This is a genomic window from Steroidobacter sp., from assembly GCF_036402275.1.
Classification (GTDB): Bacteria; Pseudomonadota; Gammaproteobacteria; order Steroidobacterales; family Steroidobacteraceae; genus Steroidobacter.
In genome coordinates, this window is sequence record NZ_DASWTF010000014.1 from 113,535 (window position 1) to 135,679 (window position 22,145).

17 protein-coding genes are annotated in these 22,145 nt (G+C 62.0%); 3 read left to right on the plus strand and 14 right to left on the minus strand.

From position 1 onward, the window contains the following. Positions 1–213 precede the first annotated feature (213 nt). The gene (locus tag VGD45_RS07520) at positions 214–1,257 is read left to right on the plus strand and encodes an MBL fold metallo-hydrolase (RefSeq protein WP_331154660.1); all 1,044 of its coding nucleotides are present in this window, start codon (positions 214–216) and stop codon (positions 1,255–1,257) included. A gap of 4 nt (positions 1,258–1,261) precedes the next feature. Here VGD45_RS07520 and VGD45_RS07525 read toward each other — a convergent pair whose 3' ends face one another. From VGD45_RS07525 to VGD45_RS07565, 9 genes are all read right to left on the minus strand, one after another. Then, positions 1,262–2,752 carry an MFS transporter gene (locus VGD45_RS07525; RefSeq protein ID WP_331154661.1) on the minus strand — a complete coding sequence of 497 codons (1,491 nt, stop codon included), beginning with the start codon at positions 2,750–2,752 and terminating at the stop codon, positions 1,262–1,264. Further along, the gene (locus tag VGD45_RS07530) at positions 2,743–4,266 is read right to left on the minus strand and encodes an AMP-binding protein (protein WP_331154662.1); all 1,524 of its coding nucleotides are present in this window, start codon (positions 4,264–4,266) and stop codon (positions 2,743–2,745) included. Before VGD45_RS07530 ends, VGD45_RS07525 begins: the two co-directional genes overlap by 10 nt. A gap of 39 nt (positions 4,267–4,305) precedes the next feature. After that, positions 4,306–5,127: an SDR family oxidoreductase gene (locus VGD45_RS07535; protein ID WP_331154663.1), complete on the minus strand. Its 822-nt coding sequence runs from the start codon at positions 5,125–5,127 to the stop codon at positions 4,306–4,308. Beyond that, positions 5,124–6,308, minus strand: coding sequence for a lipid-transfer protein (locus VGD45_RS07540; RefSeq protein ID WP_331154664.1), 1,185 nt, complete (start codon positions 6,306–6,308; stop codon positions 5,124–5,126). Before VGD45_RS07540 ends, VGD45_RS07535 begins: the two co-directional genes overlap by 4 nt. A 112-nt stretch (positions 6,309–6,420) precedes the next feature. Next, positions 6,421–8,019: a GMC family oxidoreductase gene (locus VGD45_RS07545; protein WP_331154665.1), complete on the minus strand. Its 1,599-nt coding sequence runs from the start codon at positions 8,017–8,019 to the stop codon at positions 6,421–6,423. A 1-nt stretch (position 8,020) separates the two neighbouring features. Then, positions 8,021–9,199, minus strand: a complete 1,179-nt coding sequence (locus tag VGD45_RS07550) for a CoA transferase (protein ID WP_331154666.1) — start codon at positions 9,197–9,199, stop codon at positions 8,021–8,023. Further along, positions 9,196–9,714 (minus strand): MaoC family dehydratase, encoded by a 519-nt coding sequence (locus tag VGD45_RS07555; protein ID WP_331154667.1) that lies wholly within the window; start codon positions 9,712–9,714, stop codon positions 9,196–9,198. The genes VGD45_RS07550 and VGD45_RS07555 overlap by 4 nt, the downstream gene beginning before the upstream one ends. Next, positions 9,707–11,206 carry an aldehyde dehydrogenase family protein gene (locus tag VGD45_RS07560; RefSeq protein ID WP_331154668.1) on the minus strand — a complete coding sequence of 500 codons (1,500 nt, stop codon included), beginning with the start codon at positions 11,204–11,206 and terminating at the stop codon, positions 9,707–9,709. The genes VGD45_RS07555 and VGD45_RS07560 overlap by 8 nt, the downstream gene beginning before the upstream one ends. 17 nt (positions 11,207–11,223) lie before the next feature. After that, positions 11,224–12,771: an AMP-binding protein gene (locus VGD45_RS07565; RefSeq protein WP_331154669.1), complete on the minus strand. Its 1,548-nt coding sequence runs from the start codon at positions 12,769–12,771 to the stop codon at positions 11,224–11,226. Between the two features lie 310 nt (positions 12,772–13,081). Here VGD45_RS07565 and VGD45_RS07570 point away from each other — a divergent pair, with 310 nt between their 5' ends. Further along, the gene (locus VGD45_RS07570) at positions 13,082–13,990 is read left to right on the plus strand and encodes an SDR family NAD(P)-dependent oxidoreductase (protein WP_331154670.1); all 909 of its coding nucleotides are present in this window, start codon (positions 13,082–13,084) and stop codon (positions 13,988–13,990) included. 84 nt (positions 13,991–14,074) lie between these two features. Then, positions 14,075–16,801 carry a LuxR C-terminal-related transcriptional regulator gene (locus tag VGD45_RS07575; RefSeq protein ID WP_331154671.1) on the plus strand — a complete coding sequence of 909 codons (2,727 nt, stop codon included), beginning with the start codon at positions 14,075–14,077 and terminating at the stop codon, positions 16,799–16,801. A gap of 63 nt (positions 16,802–16,864) precedes the next feature. On the opposite strand, the gene VGD45_RS07580 is transcribed toward VGD45_RS07575, so the two are convergent. The 5 genes from VGD45_RS07580 to VGD45_RS07600 all read right to left on the minus strand — a co-directional run bounded on the left by VGD45_RS07580 (position 16,865) and on the right by VGD45_RS07600 (position 22,143). Then, positions 16,865–17,761 (minus strand): enoyl-CoA hydratase, encoded by an 897-nt coding sequence (locus tag VGD45_RS07580; protein WP_331154672.1) that lies wholly within the window; start codon positions 17,759–17,761, stop codon positions 16,865–16,867. A gap of 14 nt (positions 17,762–17,775) precedes the next feature. Then, entirely contained in the window at positions 17,776–19,983 is a 2,208-nt protein-coding gene (locus VGD45_RS07585) for a TonB-dependent receptor (RefSeq protein WP_331154673.1), read from the minus strand. A gap of 147 nt (positions 19,984–20,130) precedes the next feature. Further along, on the minus strand, positions 20,131–21,276 hold the full coding sequence (locus VGD45_RS07590) for an acyl-CoA dehydrogenase family protein (protein ID WP_349263232.1): 1,146 nt from the start codon (positions 21,274–21,276) through the stop codon (positions 20,131–20,133). Further along, positions 21,245–21,697 carry a MaoC/PaaZ C-terminal domain-containing protein gene (locus tag VGD45_RS07595; protein WP_331154675.1) on the minus strand — a complete coding sequence of 151 codons (453 nt, stop codon included), beginning with the start codon at positions 21,695–21,697 and terminating at the stop codon, positions 21,245–21,247. The genes VGD45_RS07590 and VGD45_RS07595 overlap by 32 nt, the downstream gene beginning before the upstream one ends. A 5-nt stretch (positions 21,698–21,702) precedes the next feature. Beyond that, positions 21,703–22,143 (minus strand): MaoC family dehydratase N-terminal domain-containing protein, encoded by a 441-nt coding sequence (locus VGD45_RS07600; RefSeq protein ID WP_331154676.1) that lies wholly within the window; start codon positions 22,141–22,143, stop codon positions 21,703–21,705. Positions 22,144–22,145 lie beyond the last annotated feature (2 nt).

Here is a 22,145-nt window from a genome sequence, read left to right on the forward strand (position 1 = left end):
CATGCGATCGCGCAACGCTGATCTCTGAGTCCCCGGATGATTCCCCCGAAGCCGCAAGCTACAGGCTCGGTGTCGGCATTCCCCCCCTCTATTGGTATGGGCCGGCGCGCACGCGGCACACATCCCCACCAAACGGCAGGGGTGCCGCGATGCGCCGCTGCATCTACATTCGATGGCTGTGCTGTCACGACACCCACCGATGTCCTTTCCGCCATGACTGACGAGCCGCTCCGAGATCTCACCTATCCGTGGGGAAGAACCACTGCGCCCGCGGGCGCAAGCCCGCTGGAAGTTGCGCCCGGTGTGCACTGGGCGCGCTTTCCCATGCCTGGTTCCCTGGACCACATCAATCTGTGGTTGCTGGAAGACGGCGAGGGCTGGACGATCGTGGATACCTGTCTCGACTTGCCCGCCAGCCGCGAACTGTGGGAGCAATTGTTTGCTGGTTTCATGGGTGCCAGACCCGTGACGCAGGTCATCTGCACTCATCTGCATCCCGATCACGTGGGACTCGCCGGCTGGCTCTGCGAGCGATTCGGCAGCGAGCTGCTGATGACGCGCGACGAATTTCTGACGTGCAAGACATTGCTCGCCAGCGTGGGTAAGACTGTGCCGAAGTCTGCGCTCGGCTTCTATCGTGCGGCTGGCTACAGCCAGCGCGAACTGGAGGACCTGGAGCGACGATTCGCCGGTTTTGGCGCCGCCGTTCATCCCCTTCCCGATCGTTATCGGCGACTCGTCGCAGGCGAGGAGCTTTGCATCGGCGACAACCGATGGCAGGTCGTCGTCGGCAACGGTCATTCACCCGAACACGCCTGTCTGTATTGCCCCGCGCTGAAACTATTGATCTCTGGCGATCAAGTGCTGCCCAACATTACCTCCAATGTCAGCGTGCTGCCGCTCGAACCGCATGCGAATCCATTGCGCGACTGGCTGGACTCCTGCCGCAGGCTTCGCCAAACGCTGCCTTCGGACTTGCTCGTTCTGCCGGCGCACGAGTTTCCTTTCCGCGGCCTCGAGCTGAGGCTGACGCAGCTCATCGACTCGCACGAGAGCGACCTGCGATCGCTATGGGATTTTCTCGACACCCCCAAGCGCGTGGTGGACTGCTTTCCCGTGCTCTTCAAGCGAGAGGTTCATGGCTCTCAGAAGGGAATGGCCACGGGCGAGGCACTGGCCCACCTAAATTACCTCGCCGACATGAAACAACTAAACCGCATCACGGATGACGAAGGCGTGCACTGGTATAGCCGATAAAACATTACGCGCCGCGGCGCGCGACCAGGTCCGCAATGATCTCCGCATGTCGCTTTCGATCCACGCGATAGAACAACGCGAGCGCGATGGCGAAAAGTGCGATCAACCCTGCTCCCGGCCCGCCGGCGAACCCCAGCCAAGCCACGGTCTGCTCGGGAATCATAGCCGCCGCAGCCGCCGTGGATTCCGAAACATTCTCGGGGAAGCGGATCAGATGCAGTACCAAGCCGGCAATCAACAAGCCCGCGCCGTGCGCCGCCTTTGTCGCGAACGACCAGCCGGCGAAGTAGAGCCCTTCACGACGCGTACCGAACTGATGCTCATGCTCGTCGGCTGCGTCCGGAATGATGGAGATGAAAGCGATGGCGGACAGCGCGAACATCAGCCCGAGGATGAACGACCCTGCGGTGAGAAACGCGATCAACGCGGTGCCGGTGAAGGGCAACAGGCCGAGCAGCCGCAGCCCGGCTGGAACGCTGTAACAGATCATCAAGCCCGTGATACCCACGATCAGCATCGTGCGCTTCTCTACTCGCATGCTGAGCGGGCCGACCAGCGGCGCCCCCATGGCGAGGCCGAGCACGGCGGCCATCATCAGCGTCTGCATCTGTTCGGAGTCCAGTTCCCAGAAGAACACGCCGACGTGCAGCGACAGCGCCTGGTTGACTCCCTGCGTGATGTGCAGCAGCAGGCTCGCGCCGAAAAGGATGCAGAACGTCCGATTGCGCAGCATCTCGACCATCTCGCCGAGCAGGCGACGATGGATCGCATGTGTTGGAGCTGCGGTCTCGCGCTGCAGATGTCGGGTCGCCAGTCCGGTGTAGATCGCGGCGAGCGCCCCAATGACGATGAGCACAGTCAGCGTGAGCGTGAGCGAGAGATAGCCCTCGCGGCGCGAAAGCCCGCTTGGCCCCGCCAGGAACACACCGTAGCCCAGTGCGATCACCGCAACGGTGCCCATGATCCCGATGCCCCATCGCCACACTGCAATCGAAGAGCGCTCCGAATAGTCGCTGCTCAGTTCTGCACTCAACGCCTGGTACGGCAGAGAGAAGATGGAGAGCGACACGCGTAGCGACACGGACAAGACCGTCAGCCACATGAAAAGAGCGGTGTGACTCCACGTCGAGGGCAGCGCGAAGATGAGATTGAAGGTCAGCACCAGCGGAACCAGACCGGCGACCATGAAGGGCACGCGCCGGCCGAAACGCGATCTCCAGCCATCGGAGAGTGAACCGATCAACGGATCAAGGATCGCGTCGATGACCAGCCCCGCGCCGAGCGCGAGGCCGGCGAGCCCTGCAGGCAACCCGCACACCGCGGTCGTGTAGAACAGTACGAAGATGTTGAGCGTGCCGCCGATGATCAACTCGACCAGTTGCCCGGCGGAATAAGCGACCTTGCGTCCGAGCGGCAGTCGCTCCACGAGCGGCGCCGACGTATCCGGTGAAGCGCCGCCGAGAGCCGCGGACTCCTCGATTTCGCTCAGCTGCATTCAGTTGCCCTGCGCTGGGTGATCGCAATTCCATCCGGACGCAATTCAAACGCGCGCCCCGCCGCGAGCCAGGCCCGACGCTGCTCTTTCAGCAGCGAGCGGCGGACCTTTCCGGCGTCGTCTCGCAACGGCTTGTCGCTCACTTCATAGGAGGCGGGCCGTTTGTACTTCGTCAACCTTTCTTCGACGTGAGCAACGATCGCGGCAAGGTCCAACTTCTCTGCGCCGCGCAGTTCGATGATCGCGTGAACGCGCTCGCCCAGATCGGCACAAGGCAACCCGACGACTGCCGACGAGGCGACCGATGGATGCTCGTCCAGCACCGCCTCCACCTCGGCGGGATAGATGTTGGCGCCGCCGCGCAGAATCAGATCGGAGCGGCGATCGGCGAGAAACAAATAGCCGTCGTGGTCGATGTGTCCCAAATCGCCGATCGAGTAGCCGCCCGCGTGATCCGTTTTCGCTTCCGCACCGATGTAACGAAACTTGCTTCTATGGTTGGCCGAGAAGTGGATTTCACCAATCTCGCCCACGGCCGCCTCGCTGCCGTCCTCGCGCAGCACTCGCAGCGTTCCAGGGACCACCTTGCCCACCGAGCCCGGCTTGGCCAGCCATTCCCGGCCCGTGATCACGCAGCCGCCCGCTTCGGTTCCACCATAGCTTTCAAAGATCCGGTCGGCACCCAGCCACTCGATCCAGGCGCGCTTCACCCATTGCGGGCACGGCGCCGACATGTGCCAGACTTTTTTCAACGAGGACATGTCATGGGCAGCGCGCACGCATTCCGGAAGCGCCCAGATTCGTTGCATCATCGTCGGCACGACCGCGACGACTTCGATCCGGTGACGCTCCACCAGCTGCAGAAACATTTCGGCGTTGAATCGGTGCATGCCCACGACGTGCGTTCCCGCCAGCAACGCCAGGCTGGTGAACAGAAACGGCATGTTGTGATAGAGCGGTCCCGGATTGAGCATCGCGCCGCCATCGGAGAAACCCATCACCGCGAAAGGGGCTGTTTCGAAATCCACGACAGCCGGCGTGGTATCGACGATGATCTTGGGACGGCCACTCGAGCCGCCGCTGGCCACCGCCTTCCAACTGGCGGCGGCTGCATCCTTCACCGGAGCATCGCTGAACTGGCCCAACGCAGCGCCAGCGGCAATTCTAGGCCCGTCATAGGAGAACGGCACGTCGCCGATCACCGCTGCCGGCGCCGCAAGCGAAATGATGTCGCTGGCTTCGCGCCCCGGTAGTTTGGACGGCAGGATGCACGGCGTCGCGCCCGCTTTCCACACGCCCACCACCGCCTCGTGGAACTCGGTGCAGTTGGGCAACATCACCACAACCAGATCGTCCTGCTTCACTCCCATCGAGGCGAGCAATCGAGCACGTTGGTTCGAGCGCCGGTCGAGCTCGGCCCAGGTCAGCGAGCCATCGGGATAGGTGACCGCGGGCGCCGAGCCCTTGCGCCTGGCGTGATCCTGGACGACCGACGATATCGACTTAGTGGACATGGTTGCGTGCGATGGCGATGCGATTGTCGAAGCGCGGTTCTATGGCAAGGCTGCGAGTAGCGCCTGGGTGCGGGCCTTGATCGGTTCTTCCATGAAACGGTCAGTGTGAATGTACAGCCTGTTCTCCCGCACCGCTCGCAACACCATCTCACCGACAGTGTCGGGGCTGGTGCCTTGTTGAAGTGCCTGGTTGATCTGCTCTCTCAAACCGGCGCGGCGCTTTTCATGCTCCGCCGACAATTGAACGGCACCCTTGGGCGCGACCTCATGCGAACGATGCACGATGCCGGTCGCGACCGGCCCGGGGCACAGGACGCTGACGCCGATATCGGCGCCCCTGAGCTCGACATTGAGCGCCTCCGACATGCCCACGACGGCGTACTTGGTCGTGCAGTACAAGACTCCCGAGCCGGTGGTTGCCGCAAGGCCGGCACCCGAGGCCGTATTCACGATGTGCCCGCCCTGGCGGCGCTCCACCATCCTGCGCAGGAAAGTCTGGACGCCGTTTATGACGCCGTTGACGTTGATGCCGAGCGCGAAGTCCCAAAGATCGTAGTTGATCTTGGCCGGCGCCTCCGCCACCAGCACGCCGGCGTTGTTGAATAGTAGAGATACCGGGCCAAGCCTGCTTTCGACTTCATCGGCGGTGGATGCATAAGCTATGCGATCGCGCACGTCGAGCTGATACGTTTCTACCTGCGTCATGCCTTGCAACTCGGCTTTTGCGCGAGCGAGGGCAGCGACATCTACATCTGCAAGCGCCAACTTCGCGCCTGCGCGTGCAAGGCTCCGGGCGATGCCGAGGCCGATGCCGTTCGCCCCGCCGGTGATGAATGCGATGCGCCCGCTGACGTCCGTCATTTCGTCACTCCATACAGCGTGACCACGCACGCGCCACCAAGACCGACGTTATGTTGGAGTCCAAGGCGCGCGCCTTCGACCTGCGTCGTCTCGGCGGTGCCACGGAGCTGACGCGTCAACTCATAACATTGCGCCAGGCCGGTCGCGCCGATCGGGTGCCCCTTGGAGAGCAAGCCGCCGCTGGGATTCACCACATGCTTGCCGCCATATGTGTTCTGCCCATCCCGAATGTATCGTTCTGCGGTCCCCTCCGGCGTCAGCCCCAGCGCCTCGTAGGCGACCAACTCATTGGGCGTAAAACAGTCATGCAGCTCGACCACGTCCACATCGTCGGGCGACACGCCCGCGGTTTCATAGACCCGGCTGGCCGCGGCTTTCATCATGTCGAAACCGATGAGGCTGATCATGGAGCGCTGGTCCCAGGTGCTCTGGAAGTCGGTCGTCAAAGCCTGCGCGAGAATCTCCACCCGTGCATCGATCCCGTGCTTGGCTGCGAAGCGCGGAGAAACCAGCACCGCCGCGGCCGCGCCGCAAGTCGGAGGACACGCCTGCAGGCGAGTGACCGGGCCGGAGAGCTGAGGTGACGCCATCACCTCCTCCAATGTCACCGGATCGCGAAACACCGCCAATGGATTGTGAGCTGCGTGCCTGCGCGCCTTGACCGAGATCATCGCGAACGTCTCGGCGCTGGTGCCGTAACGCTGCTGATATTCAACGGCGGCGCCACCATACATCTGCGCGGTCGGCGGCTTGGTCGGATCGTACTCGCGCATTTCCAGGAATTTGGCGCCGTGCCGCTCCATCGTCGCCTTGCGATCGTTGAATACCGCGCCGAGAGCGCCCGGCACCATCTGTTCGAACCCGAAAGCGAGCGCGCAATCGATCGCGCCCGTCTCGATCATCTGACGCGCCAGATAGAGTGCACTCGATCCCGTCGCGCAGTTGTTGTTGACGTTGAAAACGGGAATGCCAGTGGAGCCCACACGGTACAGCGCGGACTGCCCCGCAGTGGAATCGGCGTAGACATACCCCGCATAGGCCTGCTGAATCAGATCGTAGGAGATGCCCGCATCGGCCAGGGCCAGGCGGATGGCCTTCTCCGCCATCACATCCCACTGCTCGCTCTTGCCGGGCTTGGTGAAGGGAATCATGCCGACGCCGGCCACTCGCACATTGCTCATTTCCCGATTCTCCCGTAGGGGCCTCGACTGCCCGCATGACTGTAAAGAAGCATCGTGGCGCTCTGCGACGCCGCTCGCCCCCCTCTTTTCGCAGGGGACGAACTCTGACAGCTCAGCCGCGCGCGAATTCGGCTGCGCGCTCGCCGATCATGATCGAAGTGGCATTCGTATGCCCGCCGATCAGCGTGGGCATGATCGACGCGTCCGCGATTCGCAAGCCTTGCAATCCATGCACCCGCAATTGCGGGTCGACCACGCTTGCAGCGTCAACGCCCATACGGCAGGTGCATGCGGGATGCTGTGCGGTGACGACGGCGGAGCGAATGAATTCCTGCACGTGCCGGACATCGCTGGCGCTGCGCCCGGGCAGTGCTTCCTCGCCCACGTAGCGTTGCATCGTGCTCGCGAACATCAAGTCTCGTGTCCAGCCGATCGCATGCCGCAGTAGATCCACGTCGCGATCGGACTGGAGCAGATTGAACTGGATCGCCGGTGGATCCTGGGGATTCGCCGACCGTAACCGCACGCTGCCGCGACTCTCCGGCCGCATCACGATGTTATAGATGCTCAGCAGGTCCGCGCTTGGTGGGCGAATGCCGGGAAACCAGACCTTGGCGTCGAGGCTCGTGGGTATCAACACGAACTCCAGATCCGGCCTGTCCAGCTCTGGCCGGGAACGATAATAAGCAACCGATGACAACGGCTGCGTCGCCAGGAAGCCCTTACCGGTGAACATCCAGCGCAAGGCGGACCAGGCAATCCGGTCGGCGCGTGTCGCTGATCGGACCCGCAGCGGTTGTCTGCTATGGAACACCATCGGAACCAATGGATGATCCTGAAGACCCGTGCCCACCCCTGGCAGATCGGCGATGACTGCAATTCCATGCTGCCGCAAATGCTCGGCAGGACCGACGCCAGACAGCATCAACAATTGAGGCGAGCCATAGGCGCCGCCACACAGAATGGTTTCGCGCGCGCAAGATGCTGTAAATGTGGTCTCACCTGCGCGGTACTCCACGCCGATTGCGCGCGTGCCCTTGAACAAGATGCGCGTAGCGTGAGCGCCAGTCACGATGTGCAGATTCGCACGACCGCGCGCGGGCGCAAGGAATGTGCTCGCGGTACTGGAGCGGCGGCCGTTGCCGACAGTCAGATCGGGCAGACCGAATCCTTCGTGCGACCCTGCTTCGAAGTCGTCGACCACCGGATAACCAAGCTCGACCGCCGTTTGTTCGATCGCATGCGAAAGTGGATCGTCGTTCGACATGCGCGAAACTGGCATGGGCCCGTCCACGCCGTGCCAGGTACTCTTGCCTCGATCGCTTCGCTCCGACCTTCGGAAATAAGTCAGCACGTCGTCGTACGACCAGCCAGCCGCACCCATTCGCGCCCATTCGTCGTAATCGCGTGCGTGGCCGCGCGAATAGATCATCCCATTGACGGCGGACGATCCGCCCAACACCTTTCCTCTTGGGATGTGAATGGACCTGGCGTTAGCGTGGGGTTCCGGCTCGGAACGGTAGCCCCAATCGAACAGCGCCAATTGTCGAATCAACCGGAAACCCAGCGGCATGCGGATCAGCACGCTCTTGTCCGGAGCACCCGCCTCGAGCAACAGCACCGAGTACTTCGCATCTTCACTGAGCCGTGCCGCTACCACCGCGCCGGCGGAGCCGCCGCCCACCACGATGAAGTCGAAGCTGTGATTCATTCTACGATCCAGCATTCAGCAAGCGATCGACCGCTTTCGCATCGAGGCCGGCTTCCAGAAGTATCTGCCGGCCGTGCTCCCCAAGCCGGGGCGGCAGAGTCGTCTTCGGCCGCTCGCCGTCGAACAGCACCGGCACACCGGGCATGCGAACCGCACCAATGACGGGGTCGTGCAGCATGTTGAAAAATCCGACCTCTCGCAGGTGAGGATCCGCGAGCAGCGCCTCTAGCGACAGGATGGGCCCCGCCGGAATCCCCAGACGCTCGCATGCGGCGAGCCAATCGGCGGAGCTCTTCTTCAAAAGAAACGAAGAAACGAGCTCATACAGCTCGTCTATGTGAGCCGTGCGCATGGCAATCGATCCAAAGCGCGCATCGGCGAGCAACTTGTCGGCGCCCACTTCCTGAAAGAACTCCCGCCAGTGCGCATCTGTGTACGGCATCATGCAGATGTAGCCATCCAAGGTCTTGAAGGGACGCCGCTCGCGAGACAAGGCGCGGGGATATCCGGTCGCGGCGAGTGGCGGCTCGAACTGATGGCCGTACAGATGCTCTACTAGGTTGAAGGCGGCCATGCATTCGAACATCGGAATCTCGACCACGCTGCCCCGGCCGCTGGACGCGCGCCCGGTCAGCGCTGCAAGAATGGCCAGTGCGGCAATCAGTCCCGTGGTCTTGTCCGCCGTGATGGTGGGAAAGTATCTGGGCTCGCCGCCCTGCCGGGCCATGAGATCGGCGCATCCGGACAATCCCTGGATGATGTCGTCGTAGGCCGGCTTGCCGCCATACGGGCCCGCTTCGCCAAATCCATGCAGACCGGCATAGACGAGTCGCGGATTCCTCGCTTGCAGAGCATCCGGTCCGAGCCCGAGCCTCGCGAGCTTTTGCGGGCGAATGTTGTGCATGAAGACATCCGCGCCATCGACGAGTTTCAATAACGCATCGCGCCCCGGCCCGCGCTTCAAGTCGAGCACGATGCTGCGTTTGTTGCGATTGGTGCTGAAGAACAGAGCCGCCATGCCGGACTCGATCGAGGGTCCGGTCTGCCGCGTCGAGTCGCCTCCCGGCGCTTCGACCTTGATGACATCGGCACCGAGATCGCCCAGCCATTGACTCGCCAAAGGTCCCATGGCAATCGTCGTGAGATCGATCACGCGTATGCCGGACAGCGGCGCGGTCATGGCGATTGTTCCGTCGCCGGCCGGCCGGCAAGCATGCGCTTGGAGGTGTAGCGCAGAACCAATGTTTTGTTCTGGTTGTAAATGGAGATCAGCGAATCGACGATGGCGCGGCCATGACTCAGCGTCGGGCGGACAGCGGTGATCTCGATCACGGCGTGGATCGTGTCGTTCACGCGCACCGGCGCGATCGCTTCCTGCGTGCAGGAGAGCATCGCGATGCCAGTCCCTCTGATCAGCGACTGAACGATGAAGCCTTCGATGAGCGCATAGGTAAGCGCGGCCGGCACAGGCCGTCCGCCCATCGGTCCGGCGGCGGTGGCGTCAAGGAAGGTGCTGTCCACCATGCCGGTCAAGGTCACGAACTGAATCAGGTCGGCCTCGGTCACCGTGCGACGGTAAGTCCGAAACCTCTGCCCGACGCTCAGGTCCTGCCAGAACAACCCCTGACCGAGCAGCGTTGCCGACTGCCACTCCATGGCCACGTCCGGTGGCGGCTGCGGATTGCCCTCAGACATCGAGATTGAGCACCACGGTCTTCAGTTCAGTGAAAGCCTCGATGGCCGCATAGCCGCCTTCGCGGCCGATCCCCGAGCGTCTGATCCCGCCCATCGGCGAATGCGGGCTGCTCGCATAGCCGTTGATGCCGATGGAGCCGCTGCGGATCGCGCGCGCGACACGAAATGCTCGCGTGATATCCGTCGTGAACACACATCCGGCGAGGCCATATTCACTGTCGTTGGCAATAGCGATCGCTTCGTCCTCGCTGTCGAAGGGAATGACGCTGAGCACGGGGCCGAAAATCTCTTCGCGAGCAATCGTCATGTCGTTGCGAACGTCGATGAACAGCGCCGGGTTGATCCAATTGCCATGCGACAGCTCGCCGCCGGGCGTATCCCCACCGAAGCACAACGTGGCCCCTTCACGCTTGCCGCTGTCGATGTAGCCGAGCACGCGCGCGACCTGCCGTTTCGAAATGATTGGAGCGGCATTGGTGGCCGGATCGAACGGGTCGCCGAAGCGAACGGTCTTCACTTGCTCGCTCGCGTGCTGGACGAACTCATCGAGCACCGAGCGGTGTACGATGGCGCGGCTCGGCGTCGAACATATCTGACCCGACAGGAACGTGGAGCACAGCCCCATCAACGTGCGCGCCGCGGCCGGGACGCTGCGGGCATCGGGAAACACCACGCCGGCGCTTTTTCCGCCGAGCTCCAGCGAAAGCCGCTTCATGTTCCGGCCGCTGGTGCTCATGATCTGCTCGCCTGCTGCCGCGCTGCCGGTGAAGGAGATCTTGTCCACGCCGGGATGCGTTACGAGCGCAGTTCCGGTCCGGGCACCGCCGGTGATGAAATTGAACACCCCGGGCGGCACGTCGCTACTCGCAAGAATTTTTGCCAGCCGCTCGACCGCGAGGTTTGTGTATTCCGAAGGCTTGACGATGACCGTGCAGCCGCTGGCGAGCGCAGCGCCTACCTTGATTGCAAACATGGCGAGCGGCGCATTGAACGCAAGGATTGCGGCCGCGACTCCGACCGGTTCCCGGAACGACAAGTAATGCATGTTGGAATCGGAGGAGAAGCGCGGATACGTTTCTCCGGTGATCTTGTCGCACCAGCCGGCATAGTGATCGAAGATGTCAGCCGCCGCCTTTCCCGAGACGCGCGAGCCACGGCTGAATTTGTACGGTATGCCGTTGTCCAGCGTCTGCAGCTGCGCGAGCTCTTCCTCGGCGGCATAGATTCTCTCGATGATGGGCTGGAGAATGCGTTTTCGATCCTGGGCCGGCATGCGCGGCCATGGCCCTTTGTCGAAGGCTTCTCGCGCGGCCGCGACCGCGCGGTCGACGCCGCTTTGGCCCGCTTCGATGAAGCTGGTCATCACCTCGTTGGTCGCCGGGTGAATCTGCTCGAAACGCTCGTCACCGGCATCGATCCACTCGCCGCGGATGAATAATTTGCCTGGCTGCACACCCAGCTTGTCTCGCACCGATCGAAGACTCGTAGCCAATGGACGTTCCCCCGCACTTACGCGCCAATTGTCGCCGCGGCCGGCGTGCTCGGCTGCAGCGCCGATTTCAGGATCTCGCCATTGACCGATCGCGGCAGCGCCGCTCGAAACTCCACGCTCACCGGACATTTGTATCCGGCGATGTAGCGACGGCAATGGGATCTGATCGCATCGAGCCCGGGAAGATGTATGCCGGCCTTGGGCACGATGATCGCGTGCACCGCTTGTCCCCACTGCTCGCTGGGAAGACCGATGACGGCGCAGGCTTCCACCGCCGGATGCAACATCAGCACGCTTTCCACTTCCGAGCAGATGACGTTCTCACCGCCGGACACCACCATGTCGCTCAACTTGCCGATGACGAACAGCTCGCCCGCCTCATTCATGTACGCGGCATCGCCCGTGTGCAGCCAGCCATCGCGTATCGTTTTTTCGGTCTCGACAGGCCGGTTCCAATAGCCCTGCATCAAGCCCGCGCCGCGAACGACCAGCTCGCCGGTCTTGCCTCGAGGGACTTCCTTGCCGTCCTCGCCAAGGATGCGAGCTTCGGTCGTCAAGCCGGGCCGGCCGACCGCGCCCGCTGGTTTGGAAACATTGGTGTCGCTGGCATCGATACTCACCAATGGCGCCATTTCTGGCACGCCATACACCTTGACGAACTTCACCGCGGGCAGCCATTTTCCGCAGTCCTTCGCGAGCTCGTCGGTCGAGGCGGAGACCACGCAACTGAGTTGCCGCAAGCGGGTGCGCCTCAGCTTTTCCAACGCCGGGCTGTCGAGCAGTCGGTGAAGCATCGTCGGCACCAACAGAGTGTTGGAGACCCCCTGCTCCACAATGAGCTTCACCGCGTCCTCCGCCTGGAAGCCTGGAGCAATGACCTGCGTTGCCCCACGCAACGTCAACGCGAGCATGAACATCGCGCCGGCCAGGTGAAACAGTGGCGCGACGTGCAAACCGATGTCTTGCTCGGTCGCCAGTTGTTCGAGCCCACCGAGCACACTGCTCATCATGTTGGCGTGAGATAGCATCACGCCCTTGGTCGACTCGCGGCTGCCGCCACTGTAGAAGATCGCCGCAAGCTGCTCGCCGCCGCGGCGGACATCGCCGTGCGGCTTCGAGTCGCGAATCAGCTGCTCATAGGAAAACATGCCGCTGTGGACGCTGCCATCGCCCGCATGGATCACGGTCTGCAGGTGCTCGGAACGGTCACAAAGGCCGGCCACCAGGGGCACCGAGGCGTCGTCCACGAACAGAATCCGGGTCTGACAGTCATCGAGCGCTCGGACCATTTCCCATTCGTTCCAGCGGATGTTGATGGGATTGGCGACGCCGCCGGCCCACCACACCGCATACAGAAATTCCACGAACCGATCCGAATTGTGGGACAACAAACCGACGCGATCGCCTTGCCTCAAGCGCAGCTTCGCCAGCGCCGAGGCCATCCGAGCCACTCGCACCGCGCAGTCGGCATAAGTGGTCGTCCGGTCCTGGAAGATCGTCGCCACCCGGTCGGGATGCTGCTGGGCGGCTCGATGCAAGGGTTGTGTCAGATACAAATTCGACATTCAGAGTAGCGACAACGAAGGCCTGCAATCACAGGTGCATGCAACGTCAACATACTGGATGCATGCGGGCATGCCGCCCCTCCTTTTCGCAGGGGTAATTGCGGCTGCATCTCTCCTAGTGTTTGGGGATAAATCATCCGCGGCCGAGCGAAGATGGCTCATCCCAGCACACTGGACTGGGCAGATCGCAGGTTGCAAGGCAGAGTCATGATCGGGGGATTTCCAGGCACGGGCGTTCGCGCCCGACCCACACGCCGGCCGCTTGCGTATCTGCCCCGCTTGGCGATCGATTCTCGTGAGGAGTAGTTCCATGAAAGACCTGTCGGGCCGTACGGCCTTCATTACCGGCGGAGCGCAGGGCATCGGGCTGGGAATCGCGCGGCGTCTGGCGCGTGAGGGCGTCAATCTGGCGATCGTCGATATCGATGCCGAAGCGCTGGAGCAGGCGCGGCTGGAGCTTGAAACAGCGGCGCCCGAACAATCGATTCGCGTAGCGGCGTACAAGCTCGACGTGCGCGATCGGCAGGCATTCGCGCAAGTCGCGGACCAGGTCGAAGAGCGCCTCGGCCCCGTGTCCCTGCTGTTCAACAACGCCGGTGTGGCATCCGGCGTGACTGTCGCGAAAATGACTTACGAAATGTGGGATTGGGTGCTCGGCGTCAACCTGCAGGGCGTGGTCAACGGGATCCAGACGTTCCTGCCTCGCATGATCAAGCGTGGCGCCGCGGGCCATCTCGTCAACACCGCTTCGGGCGCCGGCCTGGCGGCGACCAACGCGGGGTTTCTCTACACCACTTCGAAATATGCGGTGGTCGGTCTGTCCGAGTCGTTGCGCAACGAGCTGCAGGCGGCTGGGACCGGGATCGGCGTCAGCGTGCTTTGTCCGGGGCCCGTCGCAACCGGCATCGTCAGCCGCTCCATGATGGCTCGGCCCGGCGCCAGGCAAGAGGCCAACAGCGAAATGCTGAGCCGCCTCAAGGAAGTGGACAACCACCTTCTCCAGCACGGCGTCAGCATCGATGCCGTCGGTGAGATGGTGCTGAACGGGATCAACAACAACAGCGCCTACATCTTCACCGACCGGCTCGCGGAGGATCTGGTGATCGAACGTACCAAGAGCATTCTTGCGTGCCTGCCGCCGCGCTCCGATAAAAACGCCGACACCGACGCGCGCTCATTGTCACTGCTAGCCGGAGGGGCCGGAAGAAGCGGAAGTTGACGGGCGATCCACTATGATAGCGGCGAACCCACCTCGCCCTGCCGAGGACACCGAAACGGGTGTAGCAACGATAGTGGAACCTGCATGATGAAGCCGAAGTCTCCGGAACCCGCCATCATCCGGACCAGACTTGCGCCGCCCCGTATCGGCAGCGCGCCGGTGAGCCGAGACAAGCTGCTGCAACGTCTGAACGCGCGCAGCGACTGCAAAGTGACCCTCGTGCTGGGGCCGGCCGGCAGCGGCAAAACCATGTTGCTCGCGCAATGGCGCAAGCAGCTCTCGGAACAAGGCGCAAAGGTCGCCTGGTACAACCTGGGCACCGACGACGACGTGACCCAGGTCGCCGCGTACATCGTCGAAAGTCTGCGCAGCGTGCAGCTGGACATCCGCACCGACGAGCTGCAGTTCTTCAACCGCTCCGGCGGCAAGTCCCGCAACAGCTTGCTCGCCTCCCTGGTCGACGATCTGATCGACTGCGGCGAACAGGTTTATTTGATCATCGACGACATCCATCACGGCACCGCCTTCAATATCTTCCAGCTGCTGGACGCGTTCCTGGATGCGCTGCCCGAGAACGTCCATCTGGTATTCGGCGCCAGGTCGCGGCCGTTGCTGAACCTCGTCAAGCTGCAGACCCAGGATCAACTGGCCGAGTTCGATTTCAAGGATCTGCGTTTCGATGTCGATGAAACCGGCAAGTTCGTCGCCGCACAGGGCCTGACCAGCCTCGCTCCCGCCCACATCGCCCGCCTGCACGAGATGAGCGACGGCTGGGCAGCCGGACTGCAATTACTGCTGTTTTCACTACGCAAGGAAAGCCGCGTCGAGCACTTCTTCGAGCGCCACGCGAGCAAGCCGAGCGTTTCGCAAGAGGGCGCGCTGGTCAGCTATCTCGAATCCAATGTCGCGGACTTCATCAGTACGGAAGAGCTCGATTTTCTGTGCGCGATTTCCATCTGCGGCCGCTTCAATCGCGCCCTGTGCGAAGTCCTGAGCGATAATCCCAAAGCCGGCGAGCTGCTGAAGAAATTTGCGGACGAACAGTTGTTCCTGCTGCCGATCGACACGCCGGAAGTCGATCCCTGGTATCGATTTCATCGCCTGTTCAACGATTTCTTGCACAGCCGGCTGGAACAGCGCGAACGCGCCGAGATCCAGTCGCTATACCGAAAAGCCGCGCACTGGTTTGCGGAACAACGGCTGTATGTCGAAGCCGTACGTTATGCGAGTGAAGCCGGTGACAACGAGCTGCTGGCAGAGCTGATCGATCGTTCGGCCCGCCGGCTGTCGGCCGCTGGCAATTTCAGGCAGCTCATCAAATGGTGCGGCCAGCTGCCCAAGGACATCCTGGGTGATCGACTGAACATCAGTCTGAACCTGGCCTGGGCCCAGATCTTCTGCGGCCACTTCGATGCCTTTCAGGAAAACATTCAGGGCATCCTGCAGCACCCGAAGCACAATGCACACTCGGTTCGCTTCGAAGTTCAATTGCTGCGTGCCTGCGGCCACTCGGCAGTGGACGATACCGCCGCGTTGAATCGCATCGTCGAGCCCATGCTGCAGGAGTCACTACCCGCGGATCCATTCCTGCTGTCGCTGATCAGCAGCCTCGCCTCCGCCGGTTTCGCTTATGCCGGACGCTTTGCCGAAGCCAGGGAAGCGGTTCGTATCTTCTACAAGAATCTTTCTCCGGGCCAGACCCAGCACCAGTATCTGCTCGCCGACGTGGCGATCGGCAGCTCGTATCTCGCCGAAGGCCGCATCCGCGATGCGCTGGCCCACCTGATGCCGTTCAAGGAGAAAATCATCTTGCGCGGCAGGATCGGGCCCGACGCCGTCGGCAACACCATTGGCTCGCTGTGCGAGGCTCTGTTTCAATTCAACCTGCTGGATGACGCCAGAGAGCTGCTCGACTCCTACGCGGAAATGATCGGCGCGGCGGAATTGCCGGAAGGAATTCTGAATGGATATCGGGTTCGCGCCCGCCTGGAGTTGCTTGCCGGTCACGCGCAGTCTGCATTCCAGACCATGCAGCGCCTCGAGGAGATCGGCCTCCAGCGGCGGCTCGATCGGCTGGTGGCGTGGAGCCTGTACGATCAGTTCGCGCTCTCCGTGCACTTCCAGCATCTGACTTCCCGCGATGAGATCCTGCATCGACTTGCGCTGCTTGCGGCGAAATACGCTGAGTACCAGGACTGCTCGTGGGCGCAGATCCCAATGATCTACGCGCTGGCTGCTGCCGAGGACGCACTCCACCAGCGCCTCGACCACCTCGAATGTTTGCAACTCATCGAGACCGCTGAAACGCTCTGCCGGAGAATCGGTCGCGCGGCCATCCTGATACGCCTCGGATTCATGCGCTGTATTGCCAGGCTTGCGGCTGGCAAACAGCAGGCAGCGTTGAGCGAAGCCTCGGAGCTGCTCGCTAAGGCAGCCCAGCTCGGTACGGTGCGAGCGCTGGCAGACCTCGGCGCCCTCGCGCACCCATTGGCGAAGCTGCTCGTGAGTCGCGGACACGGCGAAACCGAGCATGAAATGCTGCAGATCGCTCTGCGCAGCGGCCGCTCTCTACCAGACACTAGCGCCGATTCAGCGGACCCCGTCGCACCGTTGACGGAACCATTGACCGCACGGGAACAGGACGTGCTGGAGCTCTTGGGCAAGGGACTCTCCGCCAAAAGCATCGGCCGCAGCCTGGACATCTCCCTGGCCACGGCGAAGTGGCACCTGAAGAATGTCTACGGCAAGCTGCACGCCGGTTCTCGCGAAGACGTGCTCGCGAAGGCAAGACGACATCGCATCATCAGCTAACAAGAACAAAGTAACGAGCCGGAATTGCCGCGGCAGATTATCCACCCGCCGCGGCTTTCGCTCTCAGCTCTTCCCTGCGAACTTACGCGTCGCCAGCACCTTTTCGATATTTGCCCGCATGGCGGGTGGCAGTTTCTCTATGTCGATGGGAAAGCCATTGACCAGCATCGCTTGCATGTGGCCGATTTGGTGCAGGTGAAAGCCATAGTCCTGCGCCGCCTTGCGTCCCATCTGATCCTGCGCGAAGTTGATCGCCTGCTTCACCAGCTTCATGGTGAACGGATTGTTCGCGGCAATCGCCTGGGCCAGCTCCAGTGTTCGAGCGGCGAGTTGGTCGCGCGGCACGACATGATTGATCATGCCCCGCCGCTGCGCTTCCTGCGCCGTCAGCCAGCCGCCGGTCATCAGCCATTCCTTTGCCTGGCGCACGCTCATCTCGAAAGGATGCTGCCAGAACTCGACACCGGCGATGCCCATCTCCGCCGCGGTGGCGTCACGGAAGCGTGCTTCCTCCGAGCAGACGATGAGATCGCACATCCATGCCAGGATGATCCCGCCAGAAATCACTGACCCCTGGATCTCGGCAATGGTCGGCTTCGGCGAGTTGCGCCAGCGCTCGCTGATCTCCAGATAGATCTCCTTCTCGCGCGCGTAAAAGCCCTCCCAGCCTTTGCCTTTATAACTGCCGCCCCAGAGTCCGACTGTTTGATCTGGCGCCGGGTTGTCCGGCCCCTCGCCGCTCAAATCGTGGCCGGCGTTCCAATGATCGCCGCTCGCCGCGAGGATGATCACATTGATGTCATCGTCGTGGCACGCGCGCTTGAACGCATCGTCGAGCTCGTACGTCATTGTGATGCCCTGCGCGTTGCGCCGGTTGGGCCGATTCATGACGATTCGCGCGACCTTGGGAGCGGGCTGCTCATAGATCAGTTGCTCGTACTCGCGGCCTTTAGCGGCCATATCCATCTCCTGTTTCAGAAGTTATATTCGAGCGACACACCATACGTGCGTGGCATTCCAAACGTAGCGGCCGTGGTGAGCACGTTCTGCGAATAGCTGGTGTAATAGCTCTCGTCGCTCAGATTCCGGCCGAACACCGACATCGACAGCCGGTCGTTGAATGCCAGCGTGGCGTTCGCGTCGGTGAGGAAATACGACGGCTGGCTCAGCGTATTGCTGAAATTGAAGTAGACGCGGCTCGAATACGCGCCGGACAGCGACAGATCCAGCCTCATGTCGCCGGGAAGCCACGCATGAAAGTTGAGCGCAGCGCTCGCAGACCACTCGGGCGCTCTGACCATGTTGGAGCCGCTCGCATCCACGCTCGTGCTGGAGTAAAACAGACCGAAGACGGACGCCGGATCGGTGGGATCGATCCGGTAATCGAGCGCGTTCGTGAACTCTTCGTAGCGAGCGTGCGTGTAGGCCACCGACGCTCGAAAATCGAAGGCAGTGTTGAAACGATAGGTGCCGTCGATATCCAAGCCGTAAATCTCGGACTTGGGCGCATTGAAGAGCTGTTGGAATATCTGCCCGCCGCTGGAGAAGATGGCGTTCACCTGCGTGTCCGTGAAATCGTAGTAATACAGCGCGCTGTTCAGCGTGAAGTCCTGCGACGAGGTCTTGTATCCGATTTCGTAGGCATTCACGTACTCCGGATCGACCTCATTCCCCAGCGGCGACGTGGCATCGAAGATGCCGGCCTTGTAGCCGCGCGTATAGGTCGCATAGACATTGCTTTCCGGGGTGAGCTCATATCGGACGCCGACGCGCGGAGTCCACACGCTCTCGGTCGTGCTTCCAACGTTTTCACCGCGCCCCACAGGGAGGAATCGGGTGTCGATCTCACGCGTTTCATGCGTATAACGCAGGCCGCCGATGAGCACCCAGTCGCCTAGATGATAGTTGCCATCGAAGTAGGCGGACTTCGCCGTGGTATGGCCGACGGTGACGAACTGCGTCACGTCGTTGATATTGAGATAAGGAATGTCGCCGCGATTGCGGTAGTAGAACAAGCCCGCCACATAGTCGAGCGTCGATCCCGGCCGCGAGGTCAGGTTCACCTCCTGAGTGAAGGTATCGAACTCGCTCTTCAGGGCGATGCGGGCATTGGCGGCGGGCACCAGATCCTGATAGGTCGAATCCAGATCGTTGACGCTGACCAGCTCGCTGCGCTGACTCGACGTCATCGACTGCAGCGTGCCGAAATCCAGATCCCACTTGACGCGGCCGGAGTATTGCGCCGACTCGGTGCGCACCAGGTCCTCGACATTGTGCGATCGATGAAATCGATCGCTGGCGATCGGGCCGGCATTGGCGTCGATACCCGGCACGCTGAAGAACGGCGAGGGAGAGATCGCCTGATAGCTCGAGCCGGTCGGATCGTCGAACTTGCTGAGATATCCTGCCAGCACGATGCTCAGCGAATCGGTCGGCTGCCACAGGAACTTCATGCGTCCCGAGTAATCCTCGCCTTCATTGACGAGATCGTTGGTGCGCGAGTCGCGGATGTATCCATCGGAATGCCGGTAGGAGACGGCGGCGTTTGCAGCGATCCCCTCGGCGATCGGCACATTCACATAGCCGCTGCCACGCGCCTGGCCGAAGCGCTCGTACGAGACTCTCAGTCGTGCCGCTGGGTCCATCGAAGGGTCGAGCGTGGTGATCAGGATCGCACCGCCGGTCGCGTTACGACCGAACAGCGTGCCTTGCGGCCCCTTCAGCACCTGTACGTCGGAGACGCTGGCGAGATCGAAGATGTTCGTCGCCTTGAAGGGCAGGTACACGCCGTCCACGTACACCGATACGTTGGATTCGCCGCCCGAAGAGCTCAGCGTCGAACCGATGCCACGTACCGTCGGCGAAAGACCATAGACATCGCGTTGCAAGTAGATGCCGGGAACGAGTTTGTTCAAAGACTCGAGGCTCATAGCGCCCGCACGCTCCATCTCGGAGATCGAGACTGCCGCTACGGAAATCGGCACATCGACGAGACGCTCGGAGCGCCGCTGCGCCGTGACGATGATTTCTTCCAGCCCTGCGGAGCTGACGCTACTCGCGTCGGGGTTGGCCGAAGTCGGAGTCGACGGTTCCTGCGGCGCTCCCTCGGCGGGCTGCGCCTGCGCGCTCGACACGGCCGCGCAGGAGACGGCCAGTAACGAAACAGCGACTTTTGTCATCATCGAACATCCCCCTTCCTCTATAGTTGTTCACCAGCATTGCAAAGCCAACATACTGGGTCCGTGGAAGCGCGGCCCCCTCTTTTTAGTAGGGGGAGTGGCACGATGGGACGGGCCGTATTGAATCCTGGCGAGCATGACGCCATGGCCTCACGGCAATTGGCGCGAAATGACTTCCTTCATGATCTCATTCGCGCCACCGTAGATGCGCGACACTCGCGCATCTGCCCAGGCACGCGCGATCGGGTACTCCCACATGTACCCATATCCGCCGTGCAGCTGCACGCACAAATCCAGTACTTTGCTCGACAACTCGGTGCACCAGTACTTGGCCATGGACGCGGTGGAGGCGTCGAGTTTGTCTTGCAGCTGCAGCTCGATGCAGCGATCGACGAACACTCGGGCGATCTGCACTTCGGTCATCGCTTCGGCCAGCTCATGCCGTGTGGCCTGGAATTCCATGATCTGCTTGCCGAAGGCTTTGCGCTCTCGACAATAGTTCGATGTCTCCACCACGGCCGTTTCCATCTGCGCCACCGCCGTGATGGCAATCTGCAAACGCTCCCAGCTCAGCTCCTGCATCAGGTACACGAAGCCCTTGTTGGCTTCGCCCAGCAGGTTGTCCCGCGGCACCTTCACATTGTCGAAGAACAGCTCGCCGGTGTCCTGCGCCTTCAGTCCGACCTTCTTCAGCCGCTTGCCCTTGCTGAAGCCGTGCATCGAGGTGTCGACGACCAACAAGCTCGTTCCCTTCGCACCCGCTGCCGGCTCAGTCTTAGCGACCACGATCACCAAGTCGCAGTGCATGCCATTGGTGATGAAGGTCTTGGAGCCGTTGAGAATGTACTGATCGCCATCCAGCATGGCCGTCGTTCGAATGCCTTGCAGGTCGGAGCCGCCGCCCGGCTCGGTCATTGCGATGGCGCCGATCATCTCGCCTGTGGCCATGCGCGGCAGGTACTTTTGTTTCAGCGGCTCGCTGCCATAGTGCAGGATGTATGGCGCGACGATCTCCGAATGCAGCGACATGCCGAGCAGCGCCGAAACATGCTTGCGCGCGAACGCCTCGAACAGCACCACGCTGAAGATCTTGTCGACACCGGCGCCACCGTACTGCGCAGGCATGGTTGGACACAACAAACCGGCATCAGCTGCTTTGCGCCACACCTCACGGTCGACGTAGCCCTGCTCTTCGTAGCGCTCGTAGTGCGGCACGACTTCGACATCCAGGAACCGGTCGACCGCGTCCCGGAACTGCAGATGTTCATCGAGCAACAGTGTGCGCGGCATTGCCATCGGAGCCCCCCAGCGCCACCAACGCCTCGCCTTGGATCTTCAGCTCGCCGTACTGGTTGCGCATCTCGACCTGCACGCGAGCCAACGGACTTTCTCCCTGATCGAGGGTCTCGATGACGCGGCCCGTGAGCACCGGTTGATTGCCGAGATGGATCATGCCCATGAAACGCACATCGAAGCGTCGCAGGCAGGATTGCGGGCGCCACTCGGTCAGCAATCGGCCGAGCCAGGCCATGCCGAGCATGCCCTGGGCGAACACATCGGGCATGCCCGCGCGGCGAGCAAAATCGATATCGATATGAATCGGGTTCAGGTCCCCCGATGCACCGGCATAGATGGCGAGCATCTTTCGGTCGATCGCGGGGAGGCGCAATTGCGGCAGCTCGTCGCCGACGACGACGGATTTTGCACTCGTGCTCATGTTCTTCAATTCCTCGCCACGAGGACCGAGGAGATGTCGCCCACGGCTTGCCCGAGCTGATTGGTCACAGTCGTACGAGTCGTGATCAGCTCCATGGTTCCGCCCTTCTTCTCGACGATATCGGCGACCGTCGATTTCAGCGTCAGCACATCGCCGGCGCAGACCTGCGCGTGATAAGTGAACGATTGCTCACCGTGCAGGATGCGCTGGATGGGCACTTCCAACGCGGCCAACATCTGCATCAGCGTGCCGGCATCGAACTGTGCCGCGAACCAGAACGTGGGCGGAGCGAGCAAGCCACGATGGCCGGCGGCGCGCGCCGCCGCATCATCGACGTATTCAGGTCGCTTCTCGCCAATCGCATTGGCGAAGGCGAGCAAGCGGCCTCGCTCGATCGCCCAGACAACTGCAGGCAACTCCATGCCGACGTGTTTTTTGTCGATCATGA

What these genes read in the sequence shown, in the direction of transcription:
- VGD45_RS07520 (WP_331154660.1), top strand. Translation starts at nt 214, where the DNA reads ATGACTGACGAGCCGCTCCGAGATCTCACCTATCCGTGGGGAAGAACC.
- VGD45_RS07525 (WP_331154661.1), bottom strand. Translation starts at nt 2,752, where the DNA reads ATGCAGCTGAGCGAAATCGAGGAGTCCGCGGCTCTCGGCGGCGCTTCA.
- VGD45_RS07530 (WP_331154662.1), bottom strand. Translation starts at nt 4,266, where the DNA reads ATGTCCACTAAGTCGATATCGTCGGTCGTCCAGGATCACGCCAGGCGC.
- VGD45_RS07535 (WP_331154663.1), bottom strand. Translation starts at nt 5,127, where the DNA reads ATGACGGACGTCAGCGGGCGCATCGCATTCATCACCGGCGGGGCGAAC.
- VGD45_RS07540 (WP_331154664.1), bottom strand. Translation starts at nt 6,308, where the DNA reads ATGAGCAATGTGCGAGTGGCCGGCGTCGGCATGATTCCCTTCACCAAG.
- VGD45_RS07545 (WP_331154665.1), bottom strand. Translation starts at nt 8,019, where the DNA reads ATGAATCACAGCTTCGACTTCATCGTGGTGGGCGGCGGCTCCGCCGGC.
- VGD45_RS07550 (WP_331154666.1), bottom strand. Translation starts at nt 9,199, where the DNA reads ATGACCGCGCCGCTGTCCGGCATACGCGTGATCGATCTCACGACGATT.
- VGD45_RS07555 (WP_331154667.1), bottom strand. Translation starts at nt 9,714, where the DNA reads ATGTCTGAGGGCAATCCGCAGCCGCCACCGGACGTGGCCATGGAGTGG.
- VGD45_RS07565 (WP_331154669.1), bottom strand. Translation starts at nt 12,771, where the DNA reads ATGTCGAATTTGTATCTGACACAACCCTTGCATCGAGCCGCCCAGCAG.
- VGD45_RS07570 (WP_331154670.1), top strand. Translation starts at nt 13,082, where the DNA reads ATGAAAGACCTGTCGGGCCGTACGGCCTTCATTACCGGCGGAGCGCAG.
- VGD45_RS07575 (WP_331154671.1), top strand. Translation starts at nt 14,075, where the DNA reads ATGATGAAGCCGAAGTCTCCGGAACCCGCCATCATCCGGACCAGACTT.
- VGD45_RS07580 (WP_331154672.1), bottom strand. Translation starts at nt 17,761, where the DNA reads ATGGCCGCTAAAGGCCGCGAGTACGAGCAACTGATCTATGAGCAGCCC.
- VGD45_RS07585 (WP_331154673.1), bottom strand. Translation starts at nt 19,983, where the DNA reads ATGATGACAAAAGTCGCTGTTTCGTTACTGGCCGTCTCCTGCGCGGCC.
- VGD45_RS07590 (WP_349263232.1), bottom strand. Translation starts at nt 21,276, where the DNA reads ATGGCAATGCCGCGCACACTGTTGCTCGATGAACATCTGCAGTTCCGG.
- VGD45_RS07595 (WP_331154675.1), bottom strand. Translation starts at nt 21,697, where the DNA reads ATGAGCACGAGTGCAAAATCCGTCGTCGTCGGCGACGAGCTGCCGCAA.
- VGD45_RS07600 (WP_331154676.1), bottom strand. Translation starts at nt 22,143, where the DNA reads ATGATCGACAAAAAACACGTCGGCATGGAGTTGCCTGCAGTTGTCTGG.